Below are 23,822 nucleotides of genomic sequence, written 5' to 3'. Positions count from 1 at the left end.
TAAAGCACTTTAGAGGGTTTCGTTCCCCCGTAAACGTCGTCATGAACGAATCCAGGTTCCGTTTAGCGGGAAAATGAACGGGCCGACGCAACAAAGAGTTCGCGTCGCTGCATGAAAAGTGAGATGAATAGTCATAAGACACTTTAGAGTATCCGGTGCCGCCTTAAACGCCATTATCCTGTGGAAGTACGTCACGGGTACCCTGCTTCCTGCGGGGTACCCGTGACTCGTGCTTTTCTCAGCAGGAGCCGGAGCATTTTGACTCCGCTGCTATGCGGATCTTGAACAACGCCGCAAAACATTCGTGTTTTCCTCCGCCTATTTTTATTTTGTCCCAGACTCTTTGTGTGTCATGCTGCCGGTGCAGCAGCATATTCATATTTCGTTATACTTCCATAATGATCGGCAGAATCATCGGACGTCGTTTCGTTTTTTCATATAGAAAACGACTGAGAACATCCCTGACATTGCTTTTAAGCGTAGACCATTCCTTTACGTTTTCACTTAATGCTTTTTCCAGAGTTGTTTTCACTTTTGTATTGGCTTCTTCCATCAATTCTTCTGATTCACGGACATATACAAAGCCTCTGGATATAATATCAGGGCCGGATACGATGCCGGTGGACTTTTTGTTCAGTGTCACAACGACGACCAGAATACCGTCTTCCGATAGCAGACGGCGGTCGCGGAGGACAATGTTGCCGACGTCGCCGACTCCGAGTCCATCAATCAGAACATTGCCCGACGGCACCTTACCAGAGCGTTTAGCTTTTTTGTTCGTAAACTCGACAACTTCTCCTTTATCAAGGAGAAACGTATTATCCGGTGACACACCTGCTGCCTCAGCCAGTTCACCATGCGCCTGCTGCATCCGGAACTCGCCGTGTACCGGGATAAAATAGCTCGGACGGAGCAGATTGAGCATCAGCATCAATTCTTCCTGGAAACCGTGGCCGGAAGCATGCACGTTATCCCGGCCGTAAATTACTTCGGCGCCGAGCTGGTAAAGAAAATCAATCAGGCGCGATACGGATTTTTCATTTCCAGCTTTTGGGTTGGCAGCAATAACGACTGTATCACCTTTCTCCACGGCAAGTTCGTGATGGGACCCTTTGGCCATCTGGGTCAGTGCCGACATCGGTTCGCCCTGGCTTCCGGTACAAAGTACCGCTGTACGCTTCGGATCCATGTTTTCCACTTCGGACGGATCGACGAATATATCATCCGGGCAGTGCAGGTAACCAAGCTTCCGGGATATCTCGATCACTTTGCTCATGGAATGTCCGACAACGGCTATTTTCCGCTGCTCGCTCTGCGCTGCATTAATCACCTGCTGGATGCGGTGGACATTGGAAGCAAAAGTCGTCACCATGATTCTTCCTTCGGCTTCCTGAAACACTTCGGCAATACCGGAACCCGTTGACGTTTCCGACGGGGATGTTCCGGGAATTTCCGCGTTCGTGCTGTCGGAGAGCAGGCAGAGAACACCGCGCTTTCCAATCCGGGTCAGCTTGTCTATGTCCGTGTACAAACCGTCAACCGGGTTCTGGTCAAACTTGAAATCACCGGTGTGGACAATCAGTCCCTGCGGTGTTTCGATACTGATTCCGACTGAATCCGGGATGCTGTGTGTCACCCGGAAAAAGTGAATTGGAAACTGGCCTACAGTAATACGGCTTTCTCCATGTATCTGGCGGAGATCGGCTTTTTTACGGAGACCCTTTTCTTTTAAATGATCCTCGACTAGACCAATCGTTAATTTTGTGCCGTAAACAGGCGCTTGAATCTTGCGGAGAATATAAGCCAGCGCCCCGATATGATCTTCGTGACCGTGGGTAACAATAATACCCCGTACTTTTTCTTTATTCTGCACAAGATAGGAAATATCCGGGATCACAACATCCACACCAAGCATGTCATCCTCGGGGAACATCCATCCTGCATCGATAATAAGTATTTCTTCTTCTGTTTCAACGACATACATGTTTTTGCCAAGCTCACCCAATCCTCCGAGCGCAAACACACGTATCGTTTCTAAAGACTGCTTTGCCAACGTTTTTTCCTCCTATATATACCATTGTACAATGTAGCTGCAACGTCTCACCGTGTGAGCCGCCTTTTTGGCTTCCGACACACTTCTCCCAGGGCTCTCTTTCCACGGCGGCGGGAAAGACTGGTCCATTTATGAAACAATTTACACCCGAACATATCACTTCTTTGTAGTATAACCTAAACATAAATGAGAATACAAGTCTCTTTTGCACCTGCATCCTGAAAAATGGTTCACCTGCTTTAAGAACAGCCCGGACATTCCATGGAATCAACACGTTTTTACAATGAAAAAAATCAGCCCGGCTTAAGCCGGGCTGAATGTTTCTTTCAACTGATTCATTTCTGCTTCCGTCAATGGAAGAATGGGTGCTCTTGTGTATCTTGAAATGACGCCGGACTCTTCAAGAAGTCCTTTGACGGGTGCGGGGCTGGGTGTCATGAAACATGCTTTCATTTTTGGCAGCAGCGTGCGGTGCCAAGCAGCAGCGTGAGCAGTATTTCCCTCTGCAAATTGGTCCATCATCATGCATATCCCGTGCCCTGCAATGTGAGAGGCGACTGATACAACACCGGTTCCCCCTATCGACATGAGCGGGAGAGTGGATGAATCATCACCGCTGTACACCTGAAAATAATCGGGTGTATGTTCCAAAACGCGGGAAATCTGATCAAAATCACCGCTCGCTTCTTTCAAAGAGCGAATATTTGAAAAACCGGCCAGACGAAACAGTGTGTCAGGCTCAAGATTGACAATACTGCGGCCGGGAATATTGTAAATCATGACCGGCAGAGAAGGCGCGGCTTCTGCCACCGTTTTAAAGTGGTGATACATCCCTTCCTGGCTTGGCTTGCTGTAGTAAGGTGTGACCGCCATGATGCCGTCCACACCACAGGATACAGCTTTTTGTGTCAGATACCTGGAATAGGCTGTATCATTTGTTCCTGTTCCTGCAATAACCGCCGCGCGTGTCCCGGCTATTTCTTTCACCCTCCGGAACAAAGCAAGCTTTTCCTCGGTCGACAGCGTGGGGGACTCCCCGGTCGTACCGGCCGTAACCAATCCTTTTGACCCAGTGGACAACAGATGCTCCACAAGCGGTTCCAGCGCCGGCCAGTCGATGGCTCCTTCCCTGTTAAACGGGGTGACCATGGCGGTCAGTAATCGACCAAATTCCAATCGTTTTCCGCCCCTTTCTTCCTGGCTGTTCCTACAGACCTGTTGTTGGATGGTTCAGGCAGAACGCATCGTGAAGCACTGTCACCGCCTGCTTTTCATGCTTTGATGAGACGAGCACCCAGATCGTTGTGTGGGAATCCGAAGCCTGATAAATATCAATATCGTGTGCTGCGAGCGCATCAACCATAGTGGCTGCGACACCGGGAGTGCCGGTCATCGCTGCCCCGACCGCCGATATTTTCGTGCAGTCTTTTAGACACTCCGGTTCATACCCTTTCTGCTGCAGCAGCTGTACCACTTGCTGCGTGCGTTCTGAAGGTATGGTATACATAACAGCAGCAGGCTGAATGGAAATGAAATCCACCGAAATGCGTGCATCCGCCATCTCCCGGAATACAGTCTGCTGCAAAGAAATTCCGTCTTCACTGCGGACCGTGACCTGCGTCAATCCGGACTTGTGGGCAATTCCTGTCACCTGTCTTTTACCGGATCCGGATGCTGCGCGCTGCGACGAAATCCACGTCCCCGGATGTTCGGATGCCGTAGACCGGATCCGCATTGGAATGCCGCCCTGCTCTGCTGTCTCCACTGCCCTTGGGTGAACGACACGTGCTCCGTGCACAGCCAGATTGCTCACTTCCTCGTACGTCACCGCAGGGATCAGTGATGCTTCTTTAACCATTCCAGGATCAGCCGTCATGACGCCGTCCACATCCGTGAAAATGTCCACCACTTCCGCCTGCAGAGCAGCCCCCAGAGCCGCCGCGGTCGTGTCACTTCCGCCTCGGCCGAGCGTCGTAATCCCAGATCCTGACATTCCCTGAAATCCGGCCACGACAACCACATCGACATGTTCAAAAGCTTCTTCAAGAAAGCTGGTCTGCACGTCTTCAATAACGGCATCACCAAATGCATTGTTTGTTCGGATGCCGGCCTGACCGCCGGTAAATGCCATGGATTCAACACCAGCCGCCCGAAGCTGTTCACTGAAAACAACAGCGGAAATAACTTCTCCGCACGAAAGCAGCAGATCCTGTTCTCTTGCGGGCGCCGGTGAATGTTCGTTCTGAATCAGTCCGGCAAGGGTATCTGTCGCATACGGACTGCCCTTTCGTCCAATGGCAGACACGACGACGACTACTTTACTGCCGCTCTCTGAAGCCCGCTTCACGTGAGCAGCAGCAGCAGACCGCGTCTGTTCATCCTGCACGGAGGTTCCTCCGAATTTCTGCACCAATACTTCCATACCTGCATCTCCTTTTTTGACGATGCCGTACTTACAACCGGTATCCGGATCGTTTCCTTCCGCTGTCTCTGCACATCTTATTTTATAAGTTCATATTGAATCAGACTCTCGGCAATCTGAACCGAGTTATAGGCGGCCCCTTTCATCAAGTTGTCGGAGACCACCCAGAAGTGATAGCCATTTTCAAAATCAAGGTCTCTCCGGATTCTGCCTACAAAGACATCCGGCAGTCCGACACTGTTTACGGCCATCGGATACTCCTGTCTGGAAGGATCATCCTGAATGGTAATGCCTCCGCCGGAACCGATAGTTTCTCTCAAGCCTGCCGCGGTCGGTGCATCCTTTTCCACTTCGATATACACCGATTCCGAGTGTCCGGTTTCGACCGGGAGCCGTACACACGTGGCGGCAACCGGAAGGTCGTTTTCATGAAGGATTTTTTTCGTTTCATTGATCATTTTCATCTCTTCAAATGTATAGCCGTTGTCCTGAAATTTATCTATCTGCGGGATCGCATTAAAAGCGATCTGATAATGTTTTTCATCTCCGCTTACCGGGAGCACTTCCGGTTCGGCGGACTTTCCGTCCAGCACATTTCTGGACTGTTCTTTCATCTCGTCAACTGCTTCATACCCGGCTCCGGAAACGGCCTGATAGGTGGATACAATCACTTTTTTCAATCCGTAGACGCGCCGCACCGGCTCAAGTGCCGCCACCATCTGAATGGTGGAACAATTCGGATTGGCAATAATCCCTTTATGGTCTTTCACATCTTCTTCATTTACTTCCGGTACAACAAGCGGCACTTCTTCATCCATGCGGTAGGCACTTGTGTTGTCGATGACAATTGTCCCGCGTTTGACGGCTTCCGGTGCCAGCTGTTTTGATATGGAACCTCCTGCGGAGAACAGGCCGATCTGAACTCCATCAAAGGATTCGGGCTTTGCTTCCTCCACGGTATACTCCTGCCCGCGGAATGTTATTTTTTTACCGGCAGAACGCGGTGATGACAATAATTTAAGCTCTCTCACCGGAAAGTCTTTCATTTCGAGCGTTCTTAGAATCTGCTCCCCAACTGCTCCGGTAGCTCCCAGTACTGCTACAGAATAACCTGTTTCTTCAGCCATGAATAATTATCTCCTTCCAGCTTCCTGTTTTCTTATGGAATCCAGTATATTTAACGTCTATTGTAACATAATAGCTGAAGCTGAAAGAAGCAATTCCTGTGACGGCTTACTTATTGAAATTTTCCACGATGACAGGCTGATATTGACGTCCGGAGAGCGCTTCTTCCAACGTTGGTTCGATATCTTCCAATCTTGCTACGAGCGACGTTGGTTTGGATACAGGATTATCCTGACCGAACGGAACAAAGTAAATATTTTTGGCATTCATCAGTTTCATAATGTTGCTGCCGTTTAACCCCAGCGCATCGTTGGTGGAAATGGCAAGAACGACAGGACTGCTGTTGCGAAGCGTTGCCTTGGCGGCCATTAATACCGGGGAATCGGTAATGGCATTGGCGAACCGGCTGATAGAGTTACCTGTCATCGGCGCTATGAGCATGACATCCAGCGGTTGTTTCGGGCCGAATGGTTCCGTTTTGACAATGGAGTCGGCAACGTCCTCTTTTCCGGATGCCGCTTTGATTTCCTGAAGCCACTTTTCCGCTGCTCCGAACTTCGAATCGGTTTTCAGAACAGTGGGTGTAATAATTGGATACACATCCGCTCCTTTTTCACGAAGATCCCTCATGTATGGAATAGCTTCAACCAATGTTCATCAGTATGAAGTAAAAATACGTGTACTAAAGATACTTCTCTACCATTAAAAGAGCCAGGACTATATCATCCTGGCTCGAGTTTCTTCATTATAATATTCTTGTTTCCATCCTACTGATAAAATGTTGCTTTTCTTGAGAGACCTAACTGCATTACGGTAATGACACCACACCAGCACATGCTTTTCATTGAATTGATACACTGTAACAATGCGCTGACTCAATGTTCCATCTTTGGCTTCGTAAATCACCTGAATCGGTTCTTTGGTTTCTGCTGCACGTTTCAAGATACTTTCCATCACGAAGCCTCCTTCAGAACTCGCATGGTCCTCGGCTTTGATTCCTCCCAGGTGATAAATCCATCTCTGCGTAGCCTTTCCAATACACCAAATACGGTCGATACCGCTCTGGCATTCACCAATTCAGTCAACTCCCTCATGCTTGGCGAATAGCCGTTCTTTCCTGTATAGGTAACAATCGCATCAAAAACTTCACGCTGCCGTTTTGTCATGCAATCACCCCGTTCGCTTTCCTTTCATTATATACGAACATTTGTTTTATTTCAATACTTATAAAGAACTTTTGTTCGTGTTATTATAAGACTGAGGAGGCGATGATATTGGCGAACAAACTGACACCTGGATCAAATATGCGCTGGGAATCGATGCGGATGATTCTTCCGGAATGGCGTGATGCTTGGCTACAGCATCAAAAAGAGCAGAAGAAGGTGAAGAAGCCGGTGCTTGATGAGCAGCAGTGGGAGGAATTTGAGTGGCTATTGAACGAAGCAATGAAGGAGAATGCAGAGTTGGTATTCACGTACTGGAAGGACGGGTTCTTTTATGACGTGGCCGGCTGGTGTCATCACGTTAATACGAGCCAGCAGCAGTTCCACATCAAAGACAGCGAAGACGATGTGCATTATGTGCCGTTTGATCAGCTGACGGACATAAAAAGAGCAGGGGAGTAACCCTGCTCTGTAACAGCATTATTCATGGATCTCCTACCGTATTCGAACCGTTGACCTACGGCTTAGAAGGCCGTTTGCAACGTTAGGAACAATTATTATGTTATATGAAGAAAGCTGATAAATCAGTACATACATAAGGTTATAATGGAAGAAACTCGATTTTTTTGGGGCAGAAATGATGAAATTCTGCCCCATGTCTGCCCCATTTAAAAACTTTGTTAGCAGCTGACAACTGACCTCATCCTTACCATGGATTCCTTTTCCCTTCGCAGGCGCTCGCACGCATTCATAAGGAAGATTGCAAACATGTATAAATAGCTTTATACAAGGGTGTTCATTCATTATAATCCGCCTGTGTTTATATGGTGCGTTTGCAATCTTGTTTGCAAATTATTTATAGTTTCTTATGGAGCAAGAAACGATGGCTATCCCCATCCTGCACCAAGCACTGGGACTACTCTTTATCTTTATTGTTTTCTTCATTAGTAGAGAAATCGCCGATAAACAGTATATATCTATATAATAAAGTTGCATTTCTCAAGGATAGTACTAAAGCGAAGAGAACAACTGTCATCCATAAGATCCCAAAAATAATTAATGGAATTCTAACCCATATACCAGTTAAATATACAAACACTTCACTAAGATCAACTATATTCTCAGTGAACATAGTAATTAAAGTCGCTGCAACTAGTATTCCCAATTGAAACACTATAGCAAAAGTAAAAAAGGATACTAATTGTCTTAGTATAGTATCATTTTTATCCTGTTCAATAAATTCTGGTGAATTTAGATTCATTAAAATTCTAGGACTACTCGCAGCAATTATAGCTAAGCTAGTTGTATTAAAACCGGCTAATATAGCCATTACTGAAATAGAAACCTGGTTGATCTTTAAAATTGATTTTAGTAAGACAGTATTATGGTCTTCTAGAGTTCCCATAAATATAAAAGTTAAAGCTGAAAATAAAATAGGAAGACCTAATATTAACTTCCATTCTGATTTAGTCGTAAACTTTTTATAATTCTTTACTATTTCTATAAAATCTCTGTTTACGGAGTTGTCTTTATCTATTTCCTTAGTTTTCTTCACTCTCCTTGTCATTGGAAGGATCCACTCCCTTAAATTGATTTATTTTATTTTTGTGCCTTAATGGGTTATCTTTCTTTGCTAGGTTAATCATACCATCTAACAATGAACTTAATGAAGGCAAACCATTATCGTGATGGGAAACTTCAATATCAAATATTCTCTGAATATTTTCAAGTTGTATTGTTTTATTTCTGCCAGATTGAAGTTTTCCACTCACACCAAGTCCATCATAATATTGTGATTCATGAAGTGTTTCAAAAAACTTCTTCACATGTTTTATGGTTCCCCTTTGAATTTTATTTTCAAAAGACATTTTTAATCGGGTAACATCTTCTACTCCATTCTCTTTTGCTATACTATACATATAAAAGAAGTCAGCCGCTTCGTTATTATTTTTTTTAGAGGTGTCTACATCCTTATAAACAAATGCATCTTTTACAGTTGCAAAGTCCTCGATTTCATCAAAAAAAGACTTAGAAGGTAGACTAATTACTTTCAAAAAACCTCTTCTGTATATTTTTCTGTGTTTAAATTTTTTATTAAAAGTATTATGATATTTTTCAATCTGTTTTCTATGATATGAAAAGAATTTTTGTATAAAACCCTTTCTAGCAACGTTCTCAGTATCTTTTTCCACTAATAGTAATCCAGTATTTTTATGTATGACAAAGTTCACTTCATTTAAGACCCCTTGTTCTTTTCCCTTCTCCCCCATTTCAATTTGATGTCTAACATCTATTATTTTTTGTTCTTTTCCAAACCTAGCTGTAGTAAAGACTCCCTCCAAAAATTCTTGATCATTACTGTCTTGTAAATTTGTTAGATTTATCATCTTATTATCATGCAATAATTTTCTTTCGCTCAAAGGAACTTCGTTAATTATCCTATTAAGGAAAAACTCTAAAGTTTCATTGTCGTAACGGTCGATATCCATGCTACCACCCATAAATTTTGGCGTGGTGAGCTCATAACCGTAGATCATTACTGGTTTGTTATTCATAAAGGCCTCCTGAAAAAGCCCCTCCTAAACATTACTATATTATGATATAATATAGTTACACATTATTAGACGTATGGAGGAACCGACTCTATATGTCTTTTTTTGAATTGAAAATGTACAATATACAATGATTAAAGTTCAAAGTATAACTTTAGAATAAGGAAGAGCGGATTATTACTCTCCTAAAATGTATGTCTTATTCTAACATATATCATGCTAAAGTTGGAGTTTGATGTAAAATTTAGTAGATCTTGCGAAGAATATACTCACTCTACATATTAATAGTGGTAAAATGAAATAGGGGAAGAGAAGGATTAAAGGTGATATAGCAGGCCGTCCAGATGGGCGGTCTGTTTTTTAATAAAAAAACATTTACACGTATTATAATACGTGTTATAATATAATTAACAAAGAAGGGAGGGGGGAGCCAATGTGAAAAATTATTCTTCAAAAGAAATCTTAAAAATACTTGAGGAAGATGGTTGGTACATAACAAATATTAAAGGTAGTCACCATCAGCTTAAGCACCATACGAAGCCCGGAAAAGTGACGCTACCACACCCCAAGAAACAGTTACCAACCGGAACAGTGAAAAGCATCTTCAAACAGGCGGGGCTCTAAGCCTCGCCCTCTAAGGAGGTTTTATATAGATGAGTTATCCTGATCGCTACACATTTCTTGCGTTTTTTGAATATGAGGATAATCAAGTGGGTGTACGTTTCCCAGATTTATCTGGTTGTATTACCGTCGCTGATCAAGAAGCAGAAGCTGTTGATATGGCCAAAGAAGCTTTAGCACTGCACTTGTATGGCATGGAACAGGATGGAGATGATATTCCAAGCCCTAGTTCTCCGAAGGATACTGCGCCAGAGGATAATGAATATGCCGTTTATATAGATGTCTGGATGCCGCCATTTAGAAGTGATATGCAGCAGCGGTCTATTAAAAAAACTCTAACCCTTCCTGCTTGGTTGGATGATATTGCAAAAGAGCATAAAATTAATTACTCACAATTACTTCAAGATGCGTTGAAAGAGCATATCGGGGTTCATAAGCCTCTTATTTCATCCAAAGGCCAAGAGGATTCCATTTCTTCTTACAAATCGAAATTGTAACTATATGTATGGAGCAGGGAAAGCCCCTGCTCTTTTTTACGTACAGCCTTCACACTCATAATAATTGTCGCTTTCTTCGATGATGCGGTCGAGCGTGATGTCCTGCACATCCTCCGGCTCCGTAAATTCAATGTCTGCAATTGCTTCACAAATGCCGGCGTCTGCTTCGTCCTGAGTGGCAGCCGGAACGCCATACCTGCTCGTCTCACCAGTAGATAAGATGCGATAGGAATAGACGTACCTATTCATTCGAATGCCCCCGTCCGTTTCAGAACAGTTGCCGTTTCTACTCGAGTGATAGGATCATTTGGGCGCTCACCGTTAAATACTCCTTCTTCCTGAGCCTTTTCCCAAGCTGGCTGATGGACTGGTGCCACATCGGTCCCAGGTGCAGCAGTTTGAATCAACGCCACAAGAGCAATGGCGTTTGACTCCGTCATTTCACCGTTTTTGTATTCGTCTGCAGTAGACTGTTCGATGATGCCTCTATCAGACGCGTTCTTGAGATAATCGCCAAACGTACCGTTCAAAACTCCTGTGGGTTTCATGATCTCATCTCCTTTATCAGTTTCGGATTTCACGTCTTTGTAAGGTATATCAAAGTATTCACAGAGAATCTTGGCATGCGTCTCTGCTACACGCTGCCGGTACGACTCCTTATCACTGCCGAATATACCTTGAAAATCGCCGTTATCGTCCATAAAACCATTTTCCGTCAGCACAGCGGTCATGTTGGTTTCCCTTGTGACATGCATGTTGGTCCAACTCCCGCGCTCGCCAGCGTGTGTGCCGTTCCCGTGCGTTTCAAACCCTGCTTCCTTCATACGTTTGGCGAACAACTCTGCAAGCTTTTTGCCCTCGTCTGAGGTGCCCCAGTAAAATGCACATACACCGGATGCGCCACCAGCATTGGCATGATCGGACCAGTACAAATCCACGCCGCGCCTATTAGCAGCATCAGTTCGAGTAGTCAAGTCAACTTCTTTTGAATTCGGTGGTTGCGGCAACCACACAGAAAAGCCATGCCGTTCCAAGATAGGTTGGAGCCGCATGGCAATATCCGAGTTAAATTCGTGTTCTTCGTATACTTTTCCATTCCTCTTTACGCCTTTTCCGCCTGTGCGCTGAAAGGTATCGGATCCGTGCCCGATATCAAGAGCGATCATTGGCATTTTTTGATTCCTCCTATAAAAAGATTTTCAAATATGCTGCCGTCATGCCGAGGATACCTACTATCCATCCGCCCCATAGTCGTATGCCATCCCATGTCTTCGATCGTCCCTGCGCTTGCTGTTGGATACCGTTCACTTGTCTCTTCACTTTTTCAATATCTTCTCGGGTTTTATTGACCTTTTCATGCAGCCCATTGTATTTCCGGATGTCAGAACGAGTCCGTTCCAACTCCACGCGAAGAGAGTTATTATCCTGTCTAATGGTATTTATAGCCTTATCAAACTTTTCATACAGGTCTTTGTTGCTGTACCACTCATTGCTTTTCTTCTGTTCATCACTCATCCTGAGCCCCCTTCTCTATTTCTCGGGATTACTGCTTCTTCGACTCGAGATATTCCTGCGCCCACTTGGCTTCTTTCGTGAAGTTGTTGTTTTTCCACCAAGCAATGACAGCAGTCACAGCTGAGAAAATGAACGATACGAACAACTCAAGATTCTGCTCATCAATAGGAAGTGGAGACTGTCCAAAAATAGCCAAACCTTGGTTAATGAAAGCCACCACCATAATAATTGTCCGTGTCACTGTGCCGGCATCGAGTCCTTTGAAAAATTGAATCATGAAAATCACTCCTTTTTAATATTAAAAAGGAGCCTCCAATTTTGGAGACTCCTTGCAACCTTTATTTATTGCACCAAGTGTCTTTTGTGGTGCTGTTTTATTCTAATGATTTTTTTATAATTCTTTTTTTAATAACTTGCGACAAGCCATCAAGATCGGGGAATACAGCAAAATCATTAATCCCATTCATGTGTAAATATGCATAAACGTCGTGACGTAATTCTGAAGGGACTTCGATTTTCTGTAATATGGTGTCACTATATTCTGTTTTTTGATCCAATTCCTCCTTAAGATCATAGTAGGTATTTCCTTGAAGAGTAAACTGTCCTTGTTGAGCAATCAACCGACTTGAGTTATATATAGGGGCAATAGCTCTTGAATTTTTCACTTTATCAGCGAATACATCATACTCTTTTTCGGTGGAAGGTATACTTACATTTTTGGTCCCTATGAGTATCTCATTTAGTTTTTCAGGAGCAAGCATCCATATATGAAGAGTACTATCGCTATTTTCCCAGTTTAATCTTGCGAAATATAGTGCAACTGCAAAAGAAGAAGTCCAATCTAATAATCTAGTAGGAACACCATGATGTTGCATGATATATAACAATTCCCACTTATTTTGAGTTTGATGTAAACTATATCCTTTTGTCATAAACTCATAAATAGAATTACTCTCATATTTTTTTATTTGATCAATATCTGCGTCTGTTCTGAATATTGAAGAGGTAAGCTTATATTCTTTAAGTTCTCCATCTAAACCAAAGTTGCTGTGACCTCTAAACCATACCTGATTGTTCCTCATCATAAATTGCTTAATTTGACTAAGAATTGCTTTAAAGTTGTTTTCAAATAATGGCATCATGTAAATTAAACCTCTACCTATAGATATTTTTTATCTTATTCTCAACGGTTGCTCAATTGCCCTCTCAACAGTCCACCCGCGCATTAATCGCTTTTTTAATTGATGGTAAGTCATATCGTTATCACGGGCGAATTCAGAAACGGTTTTAGTTTCACCATTGTAAGTGATTTCTTCTTTCTCATTTTCAAATCTAAAGGCTTCATCAATAGTCATTCCGCTTTGAACTCTAGCCCTTATGATGCTGTAATCATAACCGTACTTTTCACAAATATCAGGAAGAGTTAAAGTCTCGCCTTTATATTCATAGAGATTGTTATTGCGCCTGTTATTGTTTTGTTTTTTCCTGTTAATCCACCGGCAGTTTTCCTTGATATAATTCCCGTTTACATCAATTCGATCTAAAGTTAAATCGCTTCTATATCCGTCTTTCATGTCTTCCCAGAAGCCTTCAAACGTTTCCCATTTTGGGCAATAAGTTATTCCTCGGCCGCCATAACGCGGGTAATCAGGATTCATTTCATTATTGCAGCGCTTTTTCATATTACTCCACACTCTATATGGGCGACTGCCTGTCATGCCGTGGGATTGGGTTAAGCACCCACAACTTTTATTGTTTCCATTTCTTAAATCTTTTCCTGCAAACTCCCGGTGATTACCACATCTACAAAGACATTTATACAAAGGTCCTCTATTGGATGTTTTGGTAAACTCTATAACCTTCAATTTACCGAAAACTTCTCCTTTTGCTACCTCAATTCGTCTCACGCATTCATACCTCCCAGGGATACAATAATAAAAAGAGTAGGGGCGTTCCTGGGAAACGCGCTTGTGGTTGATCAGACCGCCTACTCTCTTATCTATTTTACCATAACCTAGCATATACTCAAACAATAGTTCCCTTATTTACTCATTACGAGCGACAGAAGCATTGGCCCACATCACGGCCGTTTCTAAATTAGTCATGGCCAAGGACTTCTCACGCGATCCTGGACACTCCTGATCAATTAGATAGGCCAGCTCTCCACGGGAATCGCGACGGGAAATTGACACGATCATCCTCGTCATTTCCGGACGAGCAAACAACCGTAATGTCCAAGTCATCTAAAAAACTGTAGCTGTGCTCGGCAAGTGGCCGGCCTGCGCTGCGTGATACGTAAATGATGTCGATGTCATCCGCGTGATCGCGTATCCACTGCCGCCCTTCGTCGTTGGACTGGACGAGAACGACGCGCACGTCAGGCGCCATCTCATGAACGCACTGCGCTACGTTTGTGCCGTGCCCGACTTCTTCTCCAGGATCAAGAAATGGCGACTCTGCGTAAACCATGTGAGCGTGCGGTGCGCTCTTGTCGTCGATGCACACGACTGTCACGTCTTTGCCAGTGTAGCCTGCTGCGTGCCATGTGTCCGCGTTGACCTTTCGGCGCTCGGCGTCATTTTCTTTGAGCATTTTATCCTCCTCATAAGAAAAAGCACCCCGTAGGATGCTTTGTTAATTATTCAAAATCATAAAATGTACATTTCCACTCATGAAGCATATACATATCAACGGTTTGCTTCAGATAATGGTTGTCTTCAGTATTCAGAGAAAGAGGTTCTAGGAAAACCATGCAATCATCTCTTTCATAATCAATAAATACACTTGCCACCTCTACCTCTTCATCTCTTTCAAAAGCAGTTGAGAATACAAAATCTCCTTTGTGGGGTATAACTTCTGATGTAAATGTTTTAGTAACATTTCTTGATTTATGAGCAATGTCCTTTAAAATTATCCATCTACTTAATGTGACTTCCATTACATTCCCTCCCTTTATCTCACTTATTTCGACAAAATAGGAGGGAAATCCTTCTACATAAAAAATACACCCTTTTGGGTATTGCATCTAATGCGCATAAGCCACGCTACGAACTTTCTAATTCAGCCACTCTTTTTTCTAAATTACTGTGCTTGCTCTCCAAATTATCCTTCTCCACTTTTAACTCTTGCACAGCTCCCTTTATCTCACTTATTTCGACAAAATAGGAGGGAAATCCTTCTACATAAAAAATACACCCTTTTGGGTATTGCATCTAATGCGCATAAGCCACGCTACGAACTTTCTAATTCAGCCACTCTTTTTTCTAAATTACTGTGCTTGCTCTCCAAATTATCCTTCTCCACTTTTAACTCTTGCACAGCTTTAATTAAGTTGCCAATAAACTCCGAGTAACGTAGTCCGTAATTGTACTCTCCTGTTTCTTTCTCAATAAGTGGTCTATCTTCTTCTGTTTCATCATCACTTGGTTCCCAATTTTCATCAGGAACCAACTCTGTAATTGGCGTTTTAATAAATCCAGCATGGTCTATACCTAACTGTTCAAGCAAACTTTCTACGTCTTGAGAAATTAAACCATGATGAGGTCTTGTTCCCGGAATGATATTCCCATTTTCATCACGATTACCACTATCTTCTAGCTTATATTCAATTGGGGTTAATTTATCAATAAACGATAGACCGATAGATTCTTTTATATCTTTCTTTTCTTTCTTGTCTGACGTATTGATAGCTCCTGTACCGGCATAAATTTCATTCCAACGGTAAGACGACGAACCTAAAGTTTGTGCGTTATCTTCCCCCGGTCTTAATTCACCGCTATCTTTAATTCTAAGGTGTTCTTCTGTGGTATCACCCTCATTTTCATCTATTTTCGTATAAAAAGCTAAATCACCTTGACTACGATTGCCTGTTGCTTCATGAACGATTTTTGCTCCTAAATTTCCTTGGGTATTAATTGCAGTTGATACAGCAAATCCGATTCCTACTTTTCTTCCGGATGCCGACTGAATATCATTTCCAAAAAGTGCAGTTAAATCAGCCTGTCCAGATTGGACATTCTCATTTGAAATTAAGAAGTCTACAGGAGCTTCTGATAACTTATTCTTATTAAAGCTAACATTGCTCTCGCCTTGTTTTTCCATTTTCCCATTCCAATGACCACGATCCGTACTTGTAACGTGACGAGCATCATCGGAATTATGCGTATTAAATTTCTGCAGCACTTCGTTGATAGCAGCTATAATTGTCGAGTTATCACTGGTGTTTAAGTTCGTGTTTTGCCCGATTCGATTGATGAGATTATCAAGATCACTTTGTGGCACGACTCTTGCCCAATCCGACCAAGTGTCGATAGATTTGAAACGATACCAAAAACCAGTCCCGTTGAAATTATACGGAATGGCAATTTGACTACATTGATCCCCTTCATCGAAGTACGTTTGAATATAGTAGAGGTCATCCGTTGGTGCGTTGGCATGATCTGTAACTATCAGCGAAGTTTCTGTTGTATTAGGGTCTATTTGCTCGGATCGCGGGAGAGCCGCTCTATTTTGAGCATAGTCTTTGGCGTTTTGGGCGTAATCTTTAGATTTTTGCAGGACCTCGTTTGTTGAGGAAACAAGACTGGTATTATCTGCGGTATTCAGGTCATTAAGGTCTCCTGTAATACTGTTAACATACTTACGTGAAGCGATTGTAACTGCAGGATCTATTTTTAGTGTCACTGCTTCAGCGTTGGAGACTTCAATGATCATTCGAACATATAAATCTTTAGCACTCCCATTATCTAAACTAGGCTTGTACGTTTCTGGATATTTTCCGATTGCGATCAAATCACCGTTACTGTCAAAAATGCCCACTTCACGTAACATAAAAGCGTCCGTTTCAGACGGAACTATGGTTTCAATGGTGATCCAATTAGGGTTGTCTTCATCGATGTCAATGGAACTTATATTCCCTCTCCACGTTTCATTTACCAATTCTGATTGATCACTTGTAGGGTTATAATAATTACCATTACCATCGCCTGCAGCCAATTCAACAAGATCGACCTTTTCCCCGGTGACTTGTGAATTGGCAATCTTTGCTTGGCCGACATCAGTTAAAATAGTATAAAATTCAGCCATTCCGTCTCTCCCTTCCTATCCCTTGGGATAAATTGTAGTGGTTTCTGTGGAACGCGATCCTGATCCGAGCCGAGCTACAGCATGTCCTTGCACTTCAGTTTGCTGCCAAGGGTAAACTGTTATTTCTTCTCCGAAATAAGAAAGACTAGCCAAATGCACCTTAGCATTGGATACCAAGTAAAAATTAATGACATCCACCCAGGAACGGTTATTCTTAAATGCGGTGATAAGATTCTCCAAAAGCGTTATATTATTTTCAGACAACCCTTTATTTTTGACTTGAATATCAATTCGAAAGAAATAGGGGTCCCCGCCATAATTGAACCATTCTGTTACTTTTCCATCCATATTGAGCAGTTCCAGGACTCTCTCTAAAGCTGCCGGTGTCCCTTTGATGTTGTGTATATATTCGGAGTTTTCAATGAGGTTGATCTTCTCTTCCCGCGTCTCAGCTAATCCAGAACCTTCGCTAAAAGTTACATGTGACTGCCATAGAAGATGATCAAGTACTTCGTCGGGCTGATCCTGAATATTTACATAAAGCTTTAAAGGATTTGTCTTCTCAACAGTATCTTTAAATGTCTGATTAATTACTTTAGATGCTGCTTTGATATCCGGATCATTTTTTAAATTAGGTGGCAGTAGATCAATCACGTTTGAATTTTGTAATTCAGTCATCTTCCATTCCTCCGTAATTGACACTTACGTTTGCGTCATTAGCCACATTGATATCTGGAACCACTGTAAAGGATGGTGCTATAATTTCTGCACGCTTGGCTCCCGCTTGAATAATCCTGGATTGCAGCTCGGATGGGTTAATATCCCTTCCAATTTTTGATTTTTGCCATATTCTATACAATTGCACGGCGTTTTCGACTGCATTTTGAATATCTACAGAACGGCTTGAATCCGAGGAACGTATATAATATGTTACATCAATATTATATTCATTCTGTTCGGGAGCACCTCCTTGAATGTTGTCAGTAAGAGGTCTTTTATCTTTCTCACTGAGATAATTAATGAGCTCCTCTGAAAAAGAGTCTGTCGGAACCTCTCCATTTTCAAGCAGGAAACGAATATCTGTTACACCAGGGTGCGGCGTCGTCGCTTTTACGTTAGTTATAAGTGGGCTGTACTGCTTTACCATTGATTCGTACGCTTCTTTCGGCCCGGCCACACTATATGTTTCAGGCGCAAGCCAAATACGTTCTCGAAGACTCTCCAAATCCTCTTCTCCGGATCCACCTTGACTTGTTTCGATATTCTCAACCCTTTCCACCCAGGGGATAGGATTCACTAAAATATCAATTTGACCAGGAGTGAAACCGTTCCCTTCTTCTCCCTGAATCGTACACCTTACTACGATATCAATCTGCGTATCCCCAGCCGGTATTTCATGATTTTCTTGCACTTCAAAAAATATTTTGTTCCCCGGACTAACTCTTGTCCCCGCAGGAATCGTCTGTGGAACAGCCTGAGGAGCACTTAAATAAAATCGTTGCAAGGTTGTCGCTCGTTGGGGTTGAAATTCTGAAATATTTTTAAACGCTGCCAGATGATTGATAGCCGGCCTTCTGGCATATGCAAGCAAATTCTGTTTTGCAGCATCATCGATAATGGAACGCAATTGAAGTTCACGTAATGCTTGAGTATACAAAAATATTCTAATCGGATCCCCGGCATATAGTTTCTTTCTTTCCCCTGTTGATTCGTAGTAGGCTTGCTCATAGTCTGAAACCATGCTATTCAGCATTTCATTCACGTCTGTGTCAGCAAAACTTATTTCCGGAAGGTTACTAAGTTCAGGAATCACTACTAATCACCACCTTCGGGCGCATGGATCCTGTTTCTCCATCTGATACAAACGTTACTTCTTCGACCGTTGCGCGCGGTTCGAATTTCCTTGTTTTCGCCGTATATTCAGCTACCATCTTGGCTTGTATGGCATTGATGGGTTGGTCTTGAATTTCCAGAGATATACCGAAATCCCGCATGAATGGAACAGTGCCTTCTGGGGTAGTATACAGAATTTGAAGATTACGGAGAACATCTTCACTACCTTCTGCAGAAAAGTTGATGTCTACGTTTTCATAGTTAATATCCGCCATTTATTACAACTCCCCAATGTATTCTTTCAGCGATACTTCTACGCTGCAGGATAATAGTTCCCCTTTGTCCATCACAACGTTCCATTTTTCCGATACATCCGATACGTACCAGCGATCCAACCCTAATGCTCGTTTACCTATAACCAGTATTTCTACTTGTCCGGATCTGCTCATTCGATTCCATTTTTCCATTTCAACACGCGGCCTCACACCAAATTGACCATGTAAGTCAATAGAAAAAGAAATTCCATCGAGATCAGGGCCGATGAATTCACTGACTGGTTTGCGACCGATAATTTTTGAGGAGTCCCATCGTGAGGTTATATCTCTTGTAAAATCGTAAAAGGAATGGATGCGCTTGTCTGACGTTTCAAACACAATGTCTCCAAAGCTTCCAATCATTCTACCTTCACCTTTTCACTCGGAGAAGGACTCGATGTAGACGGCGGAGAACTATCACCACTGCCACCAGAGTTTGTCCAGGAAATAGGATGAGTGTGATTGTCCAGCCATTGTTTCAGTTGTTTTCCCAATGGAATCCCATCTTCTGCGTTTTCTCCTAACTGAACTTCCTCGGCGCTCACAGTCACACTCCCCCCTTGTACTTTCAACTCAACACTGTCAACAATAACTTTTAAGTCTTTCTGTGTTTTGTCGTACCGAACATAAACATTATCGTCTAACTGTTTTCGGTAAATATTTTTGTCCTGCTCCGTCGGTTTGTTCTTTTCTGAGTAATATTTCCCTATGCAAAACCCATTCTCGAGTCCGTTCCCCATAAACAAACACGCAACGGAATCACCCGGAACCGGCATGTTATATTCAAAGCTTAAAAGGGGTAATGGAGCTGACACCATATTGTCTCGGTCGCGGAAAAGAACTTCCACCATCCCACTTTCATCGTCCACACTGCTAACTTCACCTACACGAACGAGATTCCGTGCAATTTTCAAAGCTTCGTTGCCGGATGTTTGACCCATATTATCCCTCCTAACTACACTAACCGGAACTCAACGTTGTTTCTGTATCCCGGAAGATCGTGTGTAATCTTCTCAATAAAGGCCTTTCCATCAAATACGCCAAAATCTTGCAATATAATGCAGGCTCCTGCAGCCAATTCCGGATTACCCAGAATCGTTATTGACCCTGTAATTTCCCGTTTATTGAGGGTTCTTAATTTCTTCTGGGCTATTCTGCGAGCATCTTCCCCGGTGCTCACTTTGCTGCTCATCTTAAATACTTTAGAATCTTCTGTTATATCTGTGATGGCATATAAATGCTGAATGTTCTCCCCTTTTTTCGGGTCATAATATGAAATTTCTACAGCGTCGTATGCTGTATTGGTCAAAGATGTATCAAATGAATAATCCAGCACTCTGTCCGCAGATTCTCTGTAAGTATCTACAGCGTCACGCTGCTCAAATTCTTGTTCGTCGAAAATAATAATCTTTTGATCCGTCACCTTAATGGCTTTAGCTTCTTCATCACATAGATTGGCGAGAAAAGAATAGTCCGGCTCTTCGGACTGCTCAATTTCATCAAGTGATGGGTTTTCGTCTCCAATATATTGTAGGGTCAATTCCGAACGACTGGATATCTCCGATGCGATATCCCGTAGTGTTGTATTTCGCCATGTCTTACTACGCTCCCGGTCCGTAAAGTTGTTGTTTAAGGGAGCACCAATAGCATCGATAGAAACTTCCCGGGGTGGCCCAGAAAACTTCGGTTCATCAACAAAAAAACGACCACAAGGAAGTCTCTTCCTGTCGCCGTTTTTCGTCCAATTTTCCGCAATTAATGAAGCGTCTATGATATCCCCTTTTTGAGGGAACCAATCTGTGCTCCAACGCCTATGATCATCCTTGAGTTTGATACTTATATCATCAAACTCACCGGATGCATTGTCAGTATATGAAAAGCTTTTAATATCCGGCCGTATAGCTTCATCGATATTTACGCCTTGATAATCCACTTTAACAAATGCGTGTCGAGGATCCACTAATTATCACCACGCTTCCAGGGAGGAAGGCTGGAACTACTGTCATCTTCGTTATTCAATTCAGGGATAGTCAGTTCCTGGCCAGCGCTGAATATTACAGTATGGAGGTGTTCTGGATTGGCGTCCAATAGTTCTCCTGTATATCGCTCGCTGCCCAATTCTTTTTTTGCAATCTGATCAAACGTGTCACCGGATATTGTTGTATATATCAACCTTCATCCTCCCTCCTAGCGACGTGGATCTTTCCGTTCTTTCTCTTTTTCGTATCGTCTCATTCTCTTTTCAAAATCTCTCTGACTCTCTCGTTCAGCGTTTTCGATATCTTCCTGATTTGTATCCCCATAATGATAATGCACTGGAGCATACACAAACTTTGTATCGTTATCGGTATAGCTTGAACTATTATCTGTTTCCGAACTGCTTAACATACCTTCCAATTTTGAAAGAGGCAATACAGCTTCCTGTTCCGCTCCTTCACCTATCATGGCCAAGGTTGCGCCCGTTGTTATTCCACCTTCCGCTAACATAGGGATTCTCGGAATGTTAACACCGAACGATTTACCGCCCATTCCTGGGACCCAGTTAGGAATATCAACGCTGATATTATTCAAACTGCCAATCGCAGAGTTTGCCAATCCTATGACGCCATTAATTCCCGAACGAAAAGCGCCGGTAACGGAGCTGAATACACCTGAAAACCAATTACCGATACCCGAGAAAAGGCTTGTGATTCCATTATAAGCGCTGGTGAAAGCACTTCCTATTGCTTTTCCTACCGATGCAGCTGCGTTTCCTATTCCAGAAAAGAGTTTTGAAAACCATGGTCCGATACCCGCAAAAAAAGATTTAATTGCATTCCATATTTGAATGCTTTTAGCTCTGATTAAATCCCAATTCTTCCAGAGAGAAATACCTGCCGCAATCAGAGCTCCGATAGGACCTGCAACAATAGCCATTATAGGGTTATTGAGAAGCTTTTGCCAAAGCTGTTGCACTTTAACTTTTACAATATCGAAATTTTTCCAAAGTAATACTCCCGCTGCTACAAGAGCACCCACTGCAGCAGCAATAACTCCAATCGGGCTAATCATCATCGTTAAATTCAGAGCTCTTTGCGCAATCGTTGCTGCTGCTAAAGCAGTTCGTAATGCTCTAAACATTGCTACAACGCTTGTAATCACTTTAAAAGCTATAAATGCTGACGCTAATCCCGCAGTTGCAGCCAATAGCTGATCTGAATTTTTTCTTACCCAGTTCAACGTTTTCCCAAAGGTATTAATAATCACTCCAGCTGTGGAAAACGCACCTTGAATGGAGCTTTTAATTTGCGGCATTTTTTCTTGAATTGATGTGATGAAATTCTGTAAGTCCTGAGTAGAAAAAGAATCCCCCATGTTATTCAGGGACTGGACTATACTATCAATCACACCACCAAACACAGATTTTATTGCCGGCATATTAGCGTTTATAAAATCGGAGAATCTTTGTAGTACAGGCATCAACTTTTCGCCCATGGGTATGAGAAGGCCGGTCTGAAGTTGCCGGCCTATCCCCTGGAAGGCTTGACCCACCGTATCGTACTTAACGTCTCCGATTTGATCCATGGATGCTTTTGTGATATCGAATTCATTTTGAACATTAGACAGAGCTGCTATTGCCTCAACACCTAAATCTTCAAACGGAGCTCCCATAAGAGCAGCGCCGGCTTGGAGGGCTTCTTGTGAATCCCCTGCTTTATCTAGTTCTTTTATAACTGTTTGAAAGGCTTTTTGGGCAGCGGGTCCCCCTTCAGAAATCTTCTGCGTCATTTTGTCAGCATTCAATCCAAGAGTTTCAAATGCTTCTTGAGATGCTTTGCTTCCATCAGTAGCTCGTATACCGAATTCTTTTACGGCATCTCCAACTTTATCAACAGAAAAAGCTCCCGAATCAGCACCCTGTTGAAAAATGCTGAACATCTCTTCCGCATTCATGCCAAGGTTTGAAAAGTGATTTGCGTATTCGTTTGCCGATTCAAGTAAATCTCCGGACTTATCCAGTCCTGCTTGTTGACCTTGAGCTAACAAATTGTATGCTTGTTCGCTGGTAATACCGAAGTTTTTCATCATGGTATCCGTTGCTTGTATGGAGCTTTGTAAATCTGCTCCGAATGTATCGCGGTATGCGATTGCATTATTCGTAGCATTCTGCAATTCTTCGCCAGCTAAACCAGTAATATTCTTTGTTTGAGATACGGCGTCGGCAAGATCCTGCCAGTTTTCACCCATGTTATTGTTATACAGATTTTTGGAGATGGTTTCTAGTTCATTCATCTCTTGATTGGAAGCACCGGTGGCCGCTTCCACACTTCTCATAGCCTGTTGGAAGTTCTCAGCAGACGCAAAAGCAGCTGCAGCTCCTCCTGCTGCAGCTGTCATTGCAGCCCCTACTCCTGCCAATCCCACTTTACCTATTGACTGTAAAGACTTTTGCAATAGTCCGGTTTTTTCAGAGGCGTCCTCTGCATTATTCCCGATTTTATCCAAGTTCTTATTTGCACTAGAAAAAGCCTTTCGGACGGAAGAATCCATGTTCGCTCCCATCTGAAAGGCTATTTCATACGTTTTTTGGCTGCTCACTGCTTTTTCCCTCCCCCTTTTTGAGGAAGTGCGTCTGCGACTTCAGACGTTATCTCCGCTAGAT

29 protein-coding genes and 1 pseudogene are annotated in these 23,822 nt (G+C 43.0%); 3 read left to right on the top strand and 27 right to left on the bottom strand.

The genetic code is table 11. The annotated features are described in order from the left end of the window. Window positions 1-385: 385 nt before the first annotated feature. The 7 genes from BM124_RS02920 to BM124_RS02890 all read right to left on the bottom strand — a co-directional run bounded on the left by BM124_RS02920 (window position 386) and on the right by BM124_RS02890 (window position 6,766). Complete coding sequence (locus tag BM124_RS02920) at window positions 386-2,053, bottom strand: ribonuclease J (RefSeq protein ID WP_093335152.1); 1,668 nt, start codon at window positions 2,051-2,053, stop codon at window positions 386-388. Window positions 2,054-2,356: 303 nt separating this feature from the next. Then, the gene (gene dapA, locus BM124_RS02915) at window positions 2,357-3,229 is read right to left on the bottom strand and encodes a 4-hydroxy-tetrahydrodipicolinate synthase (RefSeq protein ID WP_093335151.1); all 873 of its coding nucleotides are present in this window, start codon (window positions 3,227-3,229) and stop codon (window positions 2,357-2,359) included. Between the two features lie 31 nt (window positions 3,230-3,260). Continuing rightward, window positions 3,261-4,475, bottom strand: a complete 1,215-nt coding sequence (gene dapG / locus BM124_RS02910; protein WP_093335150.1) for an aspartate kinase — start codon at window positions 4,473-4,475, stop codon at window positions 3,261-3,263. Window positions 4,476-4,552: 77 nt separating this feature from the next. Further along, window positions 4,553-5,602 (bottom strand): aspartate-semialdehyde dehydrogenase, encoded by a 1,050-nt coding sequence (asd, locus tag BM124_RS02905; RefSeq protein WP_093335149.1) that lies wholly within the window; start codon window positions 5,600-5,602, stop codon window positions 4,553-4,555. Between the two features lie 106 nt (window positions 5,603-5,708). After that, window positions 5,709-6,251 (bottom strand): dipicolinate synthase subunit B, encoded by a 543-nt coding sequence (locus tag BM124_RS02900; protein ID WP_244504205.1) that lies wholly within the window; start codon window positions 6,249-6,251, stop codon window positions 5,709-5,711. 66 nt (window positions 6,252-6,317) lie between these two features. Further along, a complete protein-coding gene (locus BM124_RS02895) occupies window positions 6,318-6,554 on the bottom strand; it encodes a hypothetical protein (protein ID WP_093335147.1) in 237 nt (78 codons plus the stop codon). Further along, window positions 6,554-6,766, bottom strand: coding sequence for a LexA family protein (locus BM124_RS02890; protein WP_093335146.1), 213 nt, complete (start codon window positions 6,764-6,766; stop codon window positions 6,554-6,556). Before BM124_RS02890 ends, BM124_RS02895 begins: the two co-directional genes overlap by 1 nt. 108 nt (window positions 6,767-6,874) lie before the next feature. Between BM124_RS02890 and BM124_RS02885 the strand changes: the two genes are divergently transcribed. Beyond that, entirely contained in the window at window positions 6,875-7,225 is a 351-nt protein-coding gene (locus BM124_RS02885; RefSeq protein ID WP_212634931.1) for a YolD-like family protein, read from the top strand. 454 nt (window positions 7,226-7,679) lie between these two features. Here BM124_RS02885 and BM124_RS02875 read toward each other — a convergent pair whose 3' ends face one another. Both BM124_RS02875 and BM124_RS02870 read right to left on the bottom strand, forming a co-directional pair. Continuing rightward, entirely contained in the window at window positions 7,680-8,330 is a 651-nt protein-coding gene (locus BM124_RS02875; RefSeq protein WP_093335144.1) for a hypothetical protein, read from the bottom strand. Then, window positions 8,305-9,318 (bottom strand): hypothetical protein, encoded by a 1,014-nt coding sequence (locus BM124_RS02870; protein ID WP_093335143.1) that lies wholly within the window; start codon window positions 9,316-9,318, stop codon window positions 8,305-8,307. The genes BM124_RS02875 and BM124_RS02870 overlap by 26 nt, the downstream gene beginning before the upstream one ends. Before the next feature lie 432 nt (window positions 9,319-9,750). Here BM124_RS02870 and BM124_RS02865 point away from each other — a divergent pair, with 432 nt between their 5' ends. After that, the gene (locus BM124_RS02865) at window positions 9,751-9,939 is read left to right on the top strand and encodes a type II toxin-antitoxin system HicA family toxin (RefSeq protein WP_093335142.1); all 189 of its coding nucleotides are present in this window, start codon (window positions 9,751-9,753) and stop codon (window positions 9,937-9,939) included. Window positions 9,940-9,968: 29 nt separating this feature from the next. Next, a complete protein-coding gene (locus BM124_RS02860) occupies window positions 9,969-10,433 on the top strand; it encodes a type II toxin-antitoxin system HicB family antitoxin (RefSeq protein WP_093335141.1) in 465 nt (154 codons plus the stop codon). A 36-nt stretch (window positions 10,434-10,469) separates the two neighbouring features. On the opposite strand, the gene BM124_RS02855 is transcribed toward BM124_RS02860, so the two are convergent. From BM124_RS02855 to BM124_RS02775, 18 genes and pseudogenes are all read right to left on the bottom strand, one after another. Further along, window positions 10,470-10,682 carry a hypothetical protein gene (locus BM124_RS02855; RefSeq protein ID WP_093335140.1) on the bottom strand — a complete coding sequence of 71 codons (213 nt, stop codon included), beginning with the start codon at window positions 10,680-10,682 and terminating at the stop codon, window positions 10,470-10,472. Beyond that, window positions 10,679-11,605, bottom strand: a complete 927-nt coding sequence (locus tag BM124_RS02850) for an N-acetylmuramoyl-L-alanine amidase family protein (protein WP_093335139.1) — start codon at window positions 11,603-11,605, stop codon at window positions 10,679-10,681. Before BM124_RS02850 ends, BM124_RS02855 begins: the two co-directional genes overlap by 4 nt. Before the next feature lie 13 nt (window positions 11,606-11,618). After that, window positions 11,619-11,948: a hypothetical protein gene (locus BM124_RS02845; protein ID WP_093335138.1), complete on the bottom strand. Its 330-nt coding sequence runs from the start codon at window positions 11,946-11,948 to the stop codon at window positions 11,619-11,621. Window positions 11,949-11,976: 28 nt separating this feature from the next. Continuing rightward, window positions 11,977-12,225: a phage holin gene (locus BM124_RS02840; protein WP_093335137.1), complete on the bottom strand. Its 249-nt coding sequence runs from the start codon at window positions 12,223-12,225 to the stop codon at window positions 11,977-11,979. Window positions 12,226-12,322: 97 nt separating this feature from the next. Continuing rightward, on the bottom strand, window positions 12,323-13,090 hold the full coding sequence (locus BM124_RS02835; RefSeq protein ID WP_093335136.1) for an FRG domain-containing protein: 768 nt from the start codon (window positions 13,088-13,090) through the stop codon (window positions 12,323-12,325). A 30-nt stretch (window positions 13,091-13,120) separates the two neighbouring features. Then, window positions 13,121-13,855, bottom strand: coding sequence for a hypothetical protein (locus tag BM124_RS02830; protein WP_093335135.1), 735 nt, complete (start codon window positions 13,853-13,855; stop codon window positions 13,121-13,123). A gap of 138 nt (window positions 13,856-13,993) precedes the next feature. Continuing rightward, window positions 13,994-14,110, bottom strand: a pseudogene (locus tag BM124_RS19640) (Acb2/Tad1 domain-containing protein); the annotation flags it as partial. Next, window positions 14,091-14,540 carry a S8/S53 family peptidase gene (locus BM124_RS18725; protein WP_093335134.1) on the bottom strand — a complete coding sequence of 150 codons (450 nt, stop codon included), beginning with the start codon at window positions 14,538-14,540 and terminating at the stop codon, window positions 14,091-14,093. The pseudogene BM124_RS19640 and the gene BM124_RS18725, both read right to left, overlap by 20 nt. Before the next feature lie 46 nt (window positions 14,541-14,586). Further along, entirely contained in the window at window positions 14,587-14,886 is a 300-nt protein-coding gene (locus BM124_RS02820) for a hypothetical protein (protein ID WP_093335133.1), read from the bottom strand. 293 nt (window positions 14,887-15,179) lie between these two features. Continuing rightward, the gene (locus tag BM124_RS02815; protein ID WP_093335132.1) at window positions 15,180-17,033 is read right to left on the bottom strand and encodes a phage tail-collar fiber domain-containing protein; all 1,854 of its coding nucleotides are present in this window, start codon (window positions 17,031-17,033) and stop codon (window positions 15,180-15,182) included. Between the two features lie 15 nt (window positions 17,034-17,048). After that, on the bottom strand, window positions 17,049-17,711 hold the full coding sequence (locus BM124_RS02810) for a phage tail protein I (RefSeq protein ID WP_093335131.1): 663 nt from the start codon (window positions 17,709-17,711) through the stop codon (window positions 17,049-17,051). Then, window positions 17,704-18,846 (bottom strand): baseplate assembly protein, encoded by a 1,143-nt coding sequence (locus tag BM124_RS02805; protein ID WP_093335130.1) that lies wholly within the window; start codon window positions 18,844-18,846, stop codon window positions 17,704-17,706. Before BM124_RS02805 ends, BM124_RS02810 begins: the two co-directional genes overlap by 8 nt. Next, window positions 18,836-19,141 (bottom strand): hypothetical protein, encoded by a 306-nt coding sequence (locus tag BM124_RS02800; protein ID WP_093335129.1) that lies wholly within the window; start codon window positions 19,139-19,141, stop codon window positions 18,836-18,838. Before BM124_RS02800 ends, BM124_RS02805 begins: the two co-directional genes overlap by 11 nt. Window positions 19,142-19,144: 3 nt before the next feature. Then, window positions 19,145-19,543, bottom strand: a complete 399-nt coding sequence (locus BM124_RS02795; protein WP_093335128.1) for a phage tail protein — start codon at window positions 19,541-19,543, stop codon at window positions 19,145-19,147. Continuing rightward, entirely contained in the window at window positions 19,540-20,121 is a 582-nt protein-coding gene (locus BM124_RS02790; RefSeq protein WP_093335127.1) for a hypothetical protein, read from the bottom strand. Before BM124_RS02790 ends, BM124_RS02795 begins: the two co-directional genes overlap by 4 nt. Before the next feature lie 14 nt (window positions 20,122-20,135). After that, complete coding sequence (locus tag BM124_RS02785; RefSeq protein ID WP_170840926.1) at window positions 20,136-21,113, bottom strand: phage late control D family protein; 978 nt, start codon at window positions 21,111-21,113, stop codon at window positions 20,136-20,138. A gap of 26 nt (window positions 21,114-21,139) precedes the next feature. Further along, entirely contained in the window at window positions 21,140-21,352 is a 213-nt protein-coding gene (locus BM124_RS02780; protein ID WP_093335125.1) for a tail protein X, read from the bottom strand. A gap of 15 nt (window positions 21,353-21,367) precedes the next feature. Beyond that, window positions 21,368-23,758, bottom strand: a complete 2,391-nt coding sequence (locus BM124_RS02775; RefSeq protein ID WP_093335124.1) for a phage tail tape measure protein — start codon at window positions 23,756-23,758, stop codon at window positions 21,368-21,370. Between the last annotated feature and the right edge of the window lie 64 nt (window positions 23,759-23,822).

It is taken from the genome of Salibacterium halotolerans, assembly GCF_900115625.1.
Lineage (GTDB): Bacteria > Bacillota > Bacilli > Bacillales > Marinococcaceae > Salibacterium > Salibacterium halotolerans.
The sequence above is the reverse complement of the archived record's forward strand: the minus strand, read 5'-3'. Positions and strand labels throughout refer to the sequence as shown.

Coding starts and splice junctions, on each gene's coding strand:
- dapG (WP_093335150.1), bottom strand. CDS start 4,475: ATGGAAGTATTGGTGCAGAAATTCGGAGGAACCTCCGTGCAGGATGAA.
- asd (WP_093335149.1), bottom strand. CDS start 5,602: ATGGCTGAAGAAACAGGTTATTCTGTAGCAGTACTGGGAGCTACCGGA.
- BM124_RS02895 (WP_093335147.1), bottom strand. CDS start 6,554: ATGGAAAGTATCTTGAAACGTGCAGCAGAAACCAAAGAACCGATTCAG.
- BM124_RS02890 (WP_093335146.1), bottom strand. CDS start 6,766: ATGACAAAACGGCAGCGTGAAGTTTTTGATGCGATTGTTACCTATACA.
- BM124_RS02875 (WP_093335144.1), bottom strand. CDS start 8,330: ATGACAAGGAGAGTGAAGAAAACTAAGGAAATAGATAAAGACAACTCC.
- BM124_RS02870 (WP_093335143.1), bottom strand. CDS start 9,318: ATGAATAACAAACCAGTAATGATCTACGGTTATGAGCTCACCACGCCA.
- BM124_RS02860 (WP_093335141.1), top strand. CDS start 9,969: ATGAGTTATCCTGATCGCTACACATTTCTTGCGTTTTTTGAATATGAG.
- BM124_RS02855 (WP_093335140.1), bottom strand. CDS start 10,682: ATGAATAGGTACGTCTATTCCTATCGCATCTTATCTACTGGTGAGACG.
- BM124_RS02850 (WP_093335139.1), bottom strand. CDS start 11,605: ATGCCAATGATCGCTCTTGATATCGGGCACGGATCCGATACCTTTCAG.
- BM124_RS02845 (WP_093335138.1), bottom strand. CDS start 11,948: ATGAGTGATGAACAGAAGAAAAGCAATGAGTGGTACAGCAACAAAGAC.
- BM124_RS02840 (WP_093335137.1), bottom strand. CDS start 12,225: ATGATTCAATTTTTCAAAGGACTCGATGCCGGCACAGTGACACGGACA.
- BM124_RS02835 (WP_093335136.1), bottom strand. CDS start 13,090: ATGATGCCATTATTTGAAAACAACTTTAAAGCAATTCTTAGTCAAATT.
- BM124_RS18725 (WP_093335134.1), bottom strand. CDS start 14,540: ATGCTCAAAGAAAATGACGCCGAGCGCCGAAAGGTCAACGCGGACACA.
- BM124_RS02820 (WP_093335133.1), bottom strand. CDS start 14,886: ATGGAAGTCACATTAAGTAGATGGATAATTTTAAAGGACATTGCTCAT.
- BM124_RS02815 (WP_093335132.1), bottom strand. CDS start 17,033: ATGGCTGAATTTTATACTATTTTAACTGATGTCGGCCAAGCAAAGATT.
- BM124_RS02810 (WP_093335131.1), bottom strand. CDS start 17,711: ATGACTGAATTACAAAATTCAAACGTGATTGATCTACTGCCACCTAAT.
- BM124_RS02800 (WP_093335129.1), bottom strand. CDS start 19,141: ATGGCGGATATTAACTATGAAAACGTAGACATCAACTTTTCTGCAGAA.
- BM124_RS02795 (WP_093335128.1), bottom strand. CDS start 19,543: ATGATTGGAAGCTTTGGAGACATTGTGTTTGAAACGTCAGACAAGCGC.
- BM124_RS02790 (WP_093335127.1), bottom strand. CDS start 20,121: ATGGGTCAAACATCCGGCAACGAAGCTTTGAAAATTGCACGGAATCTC.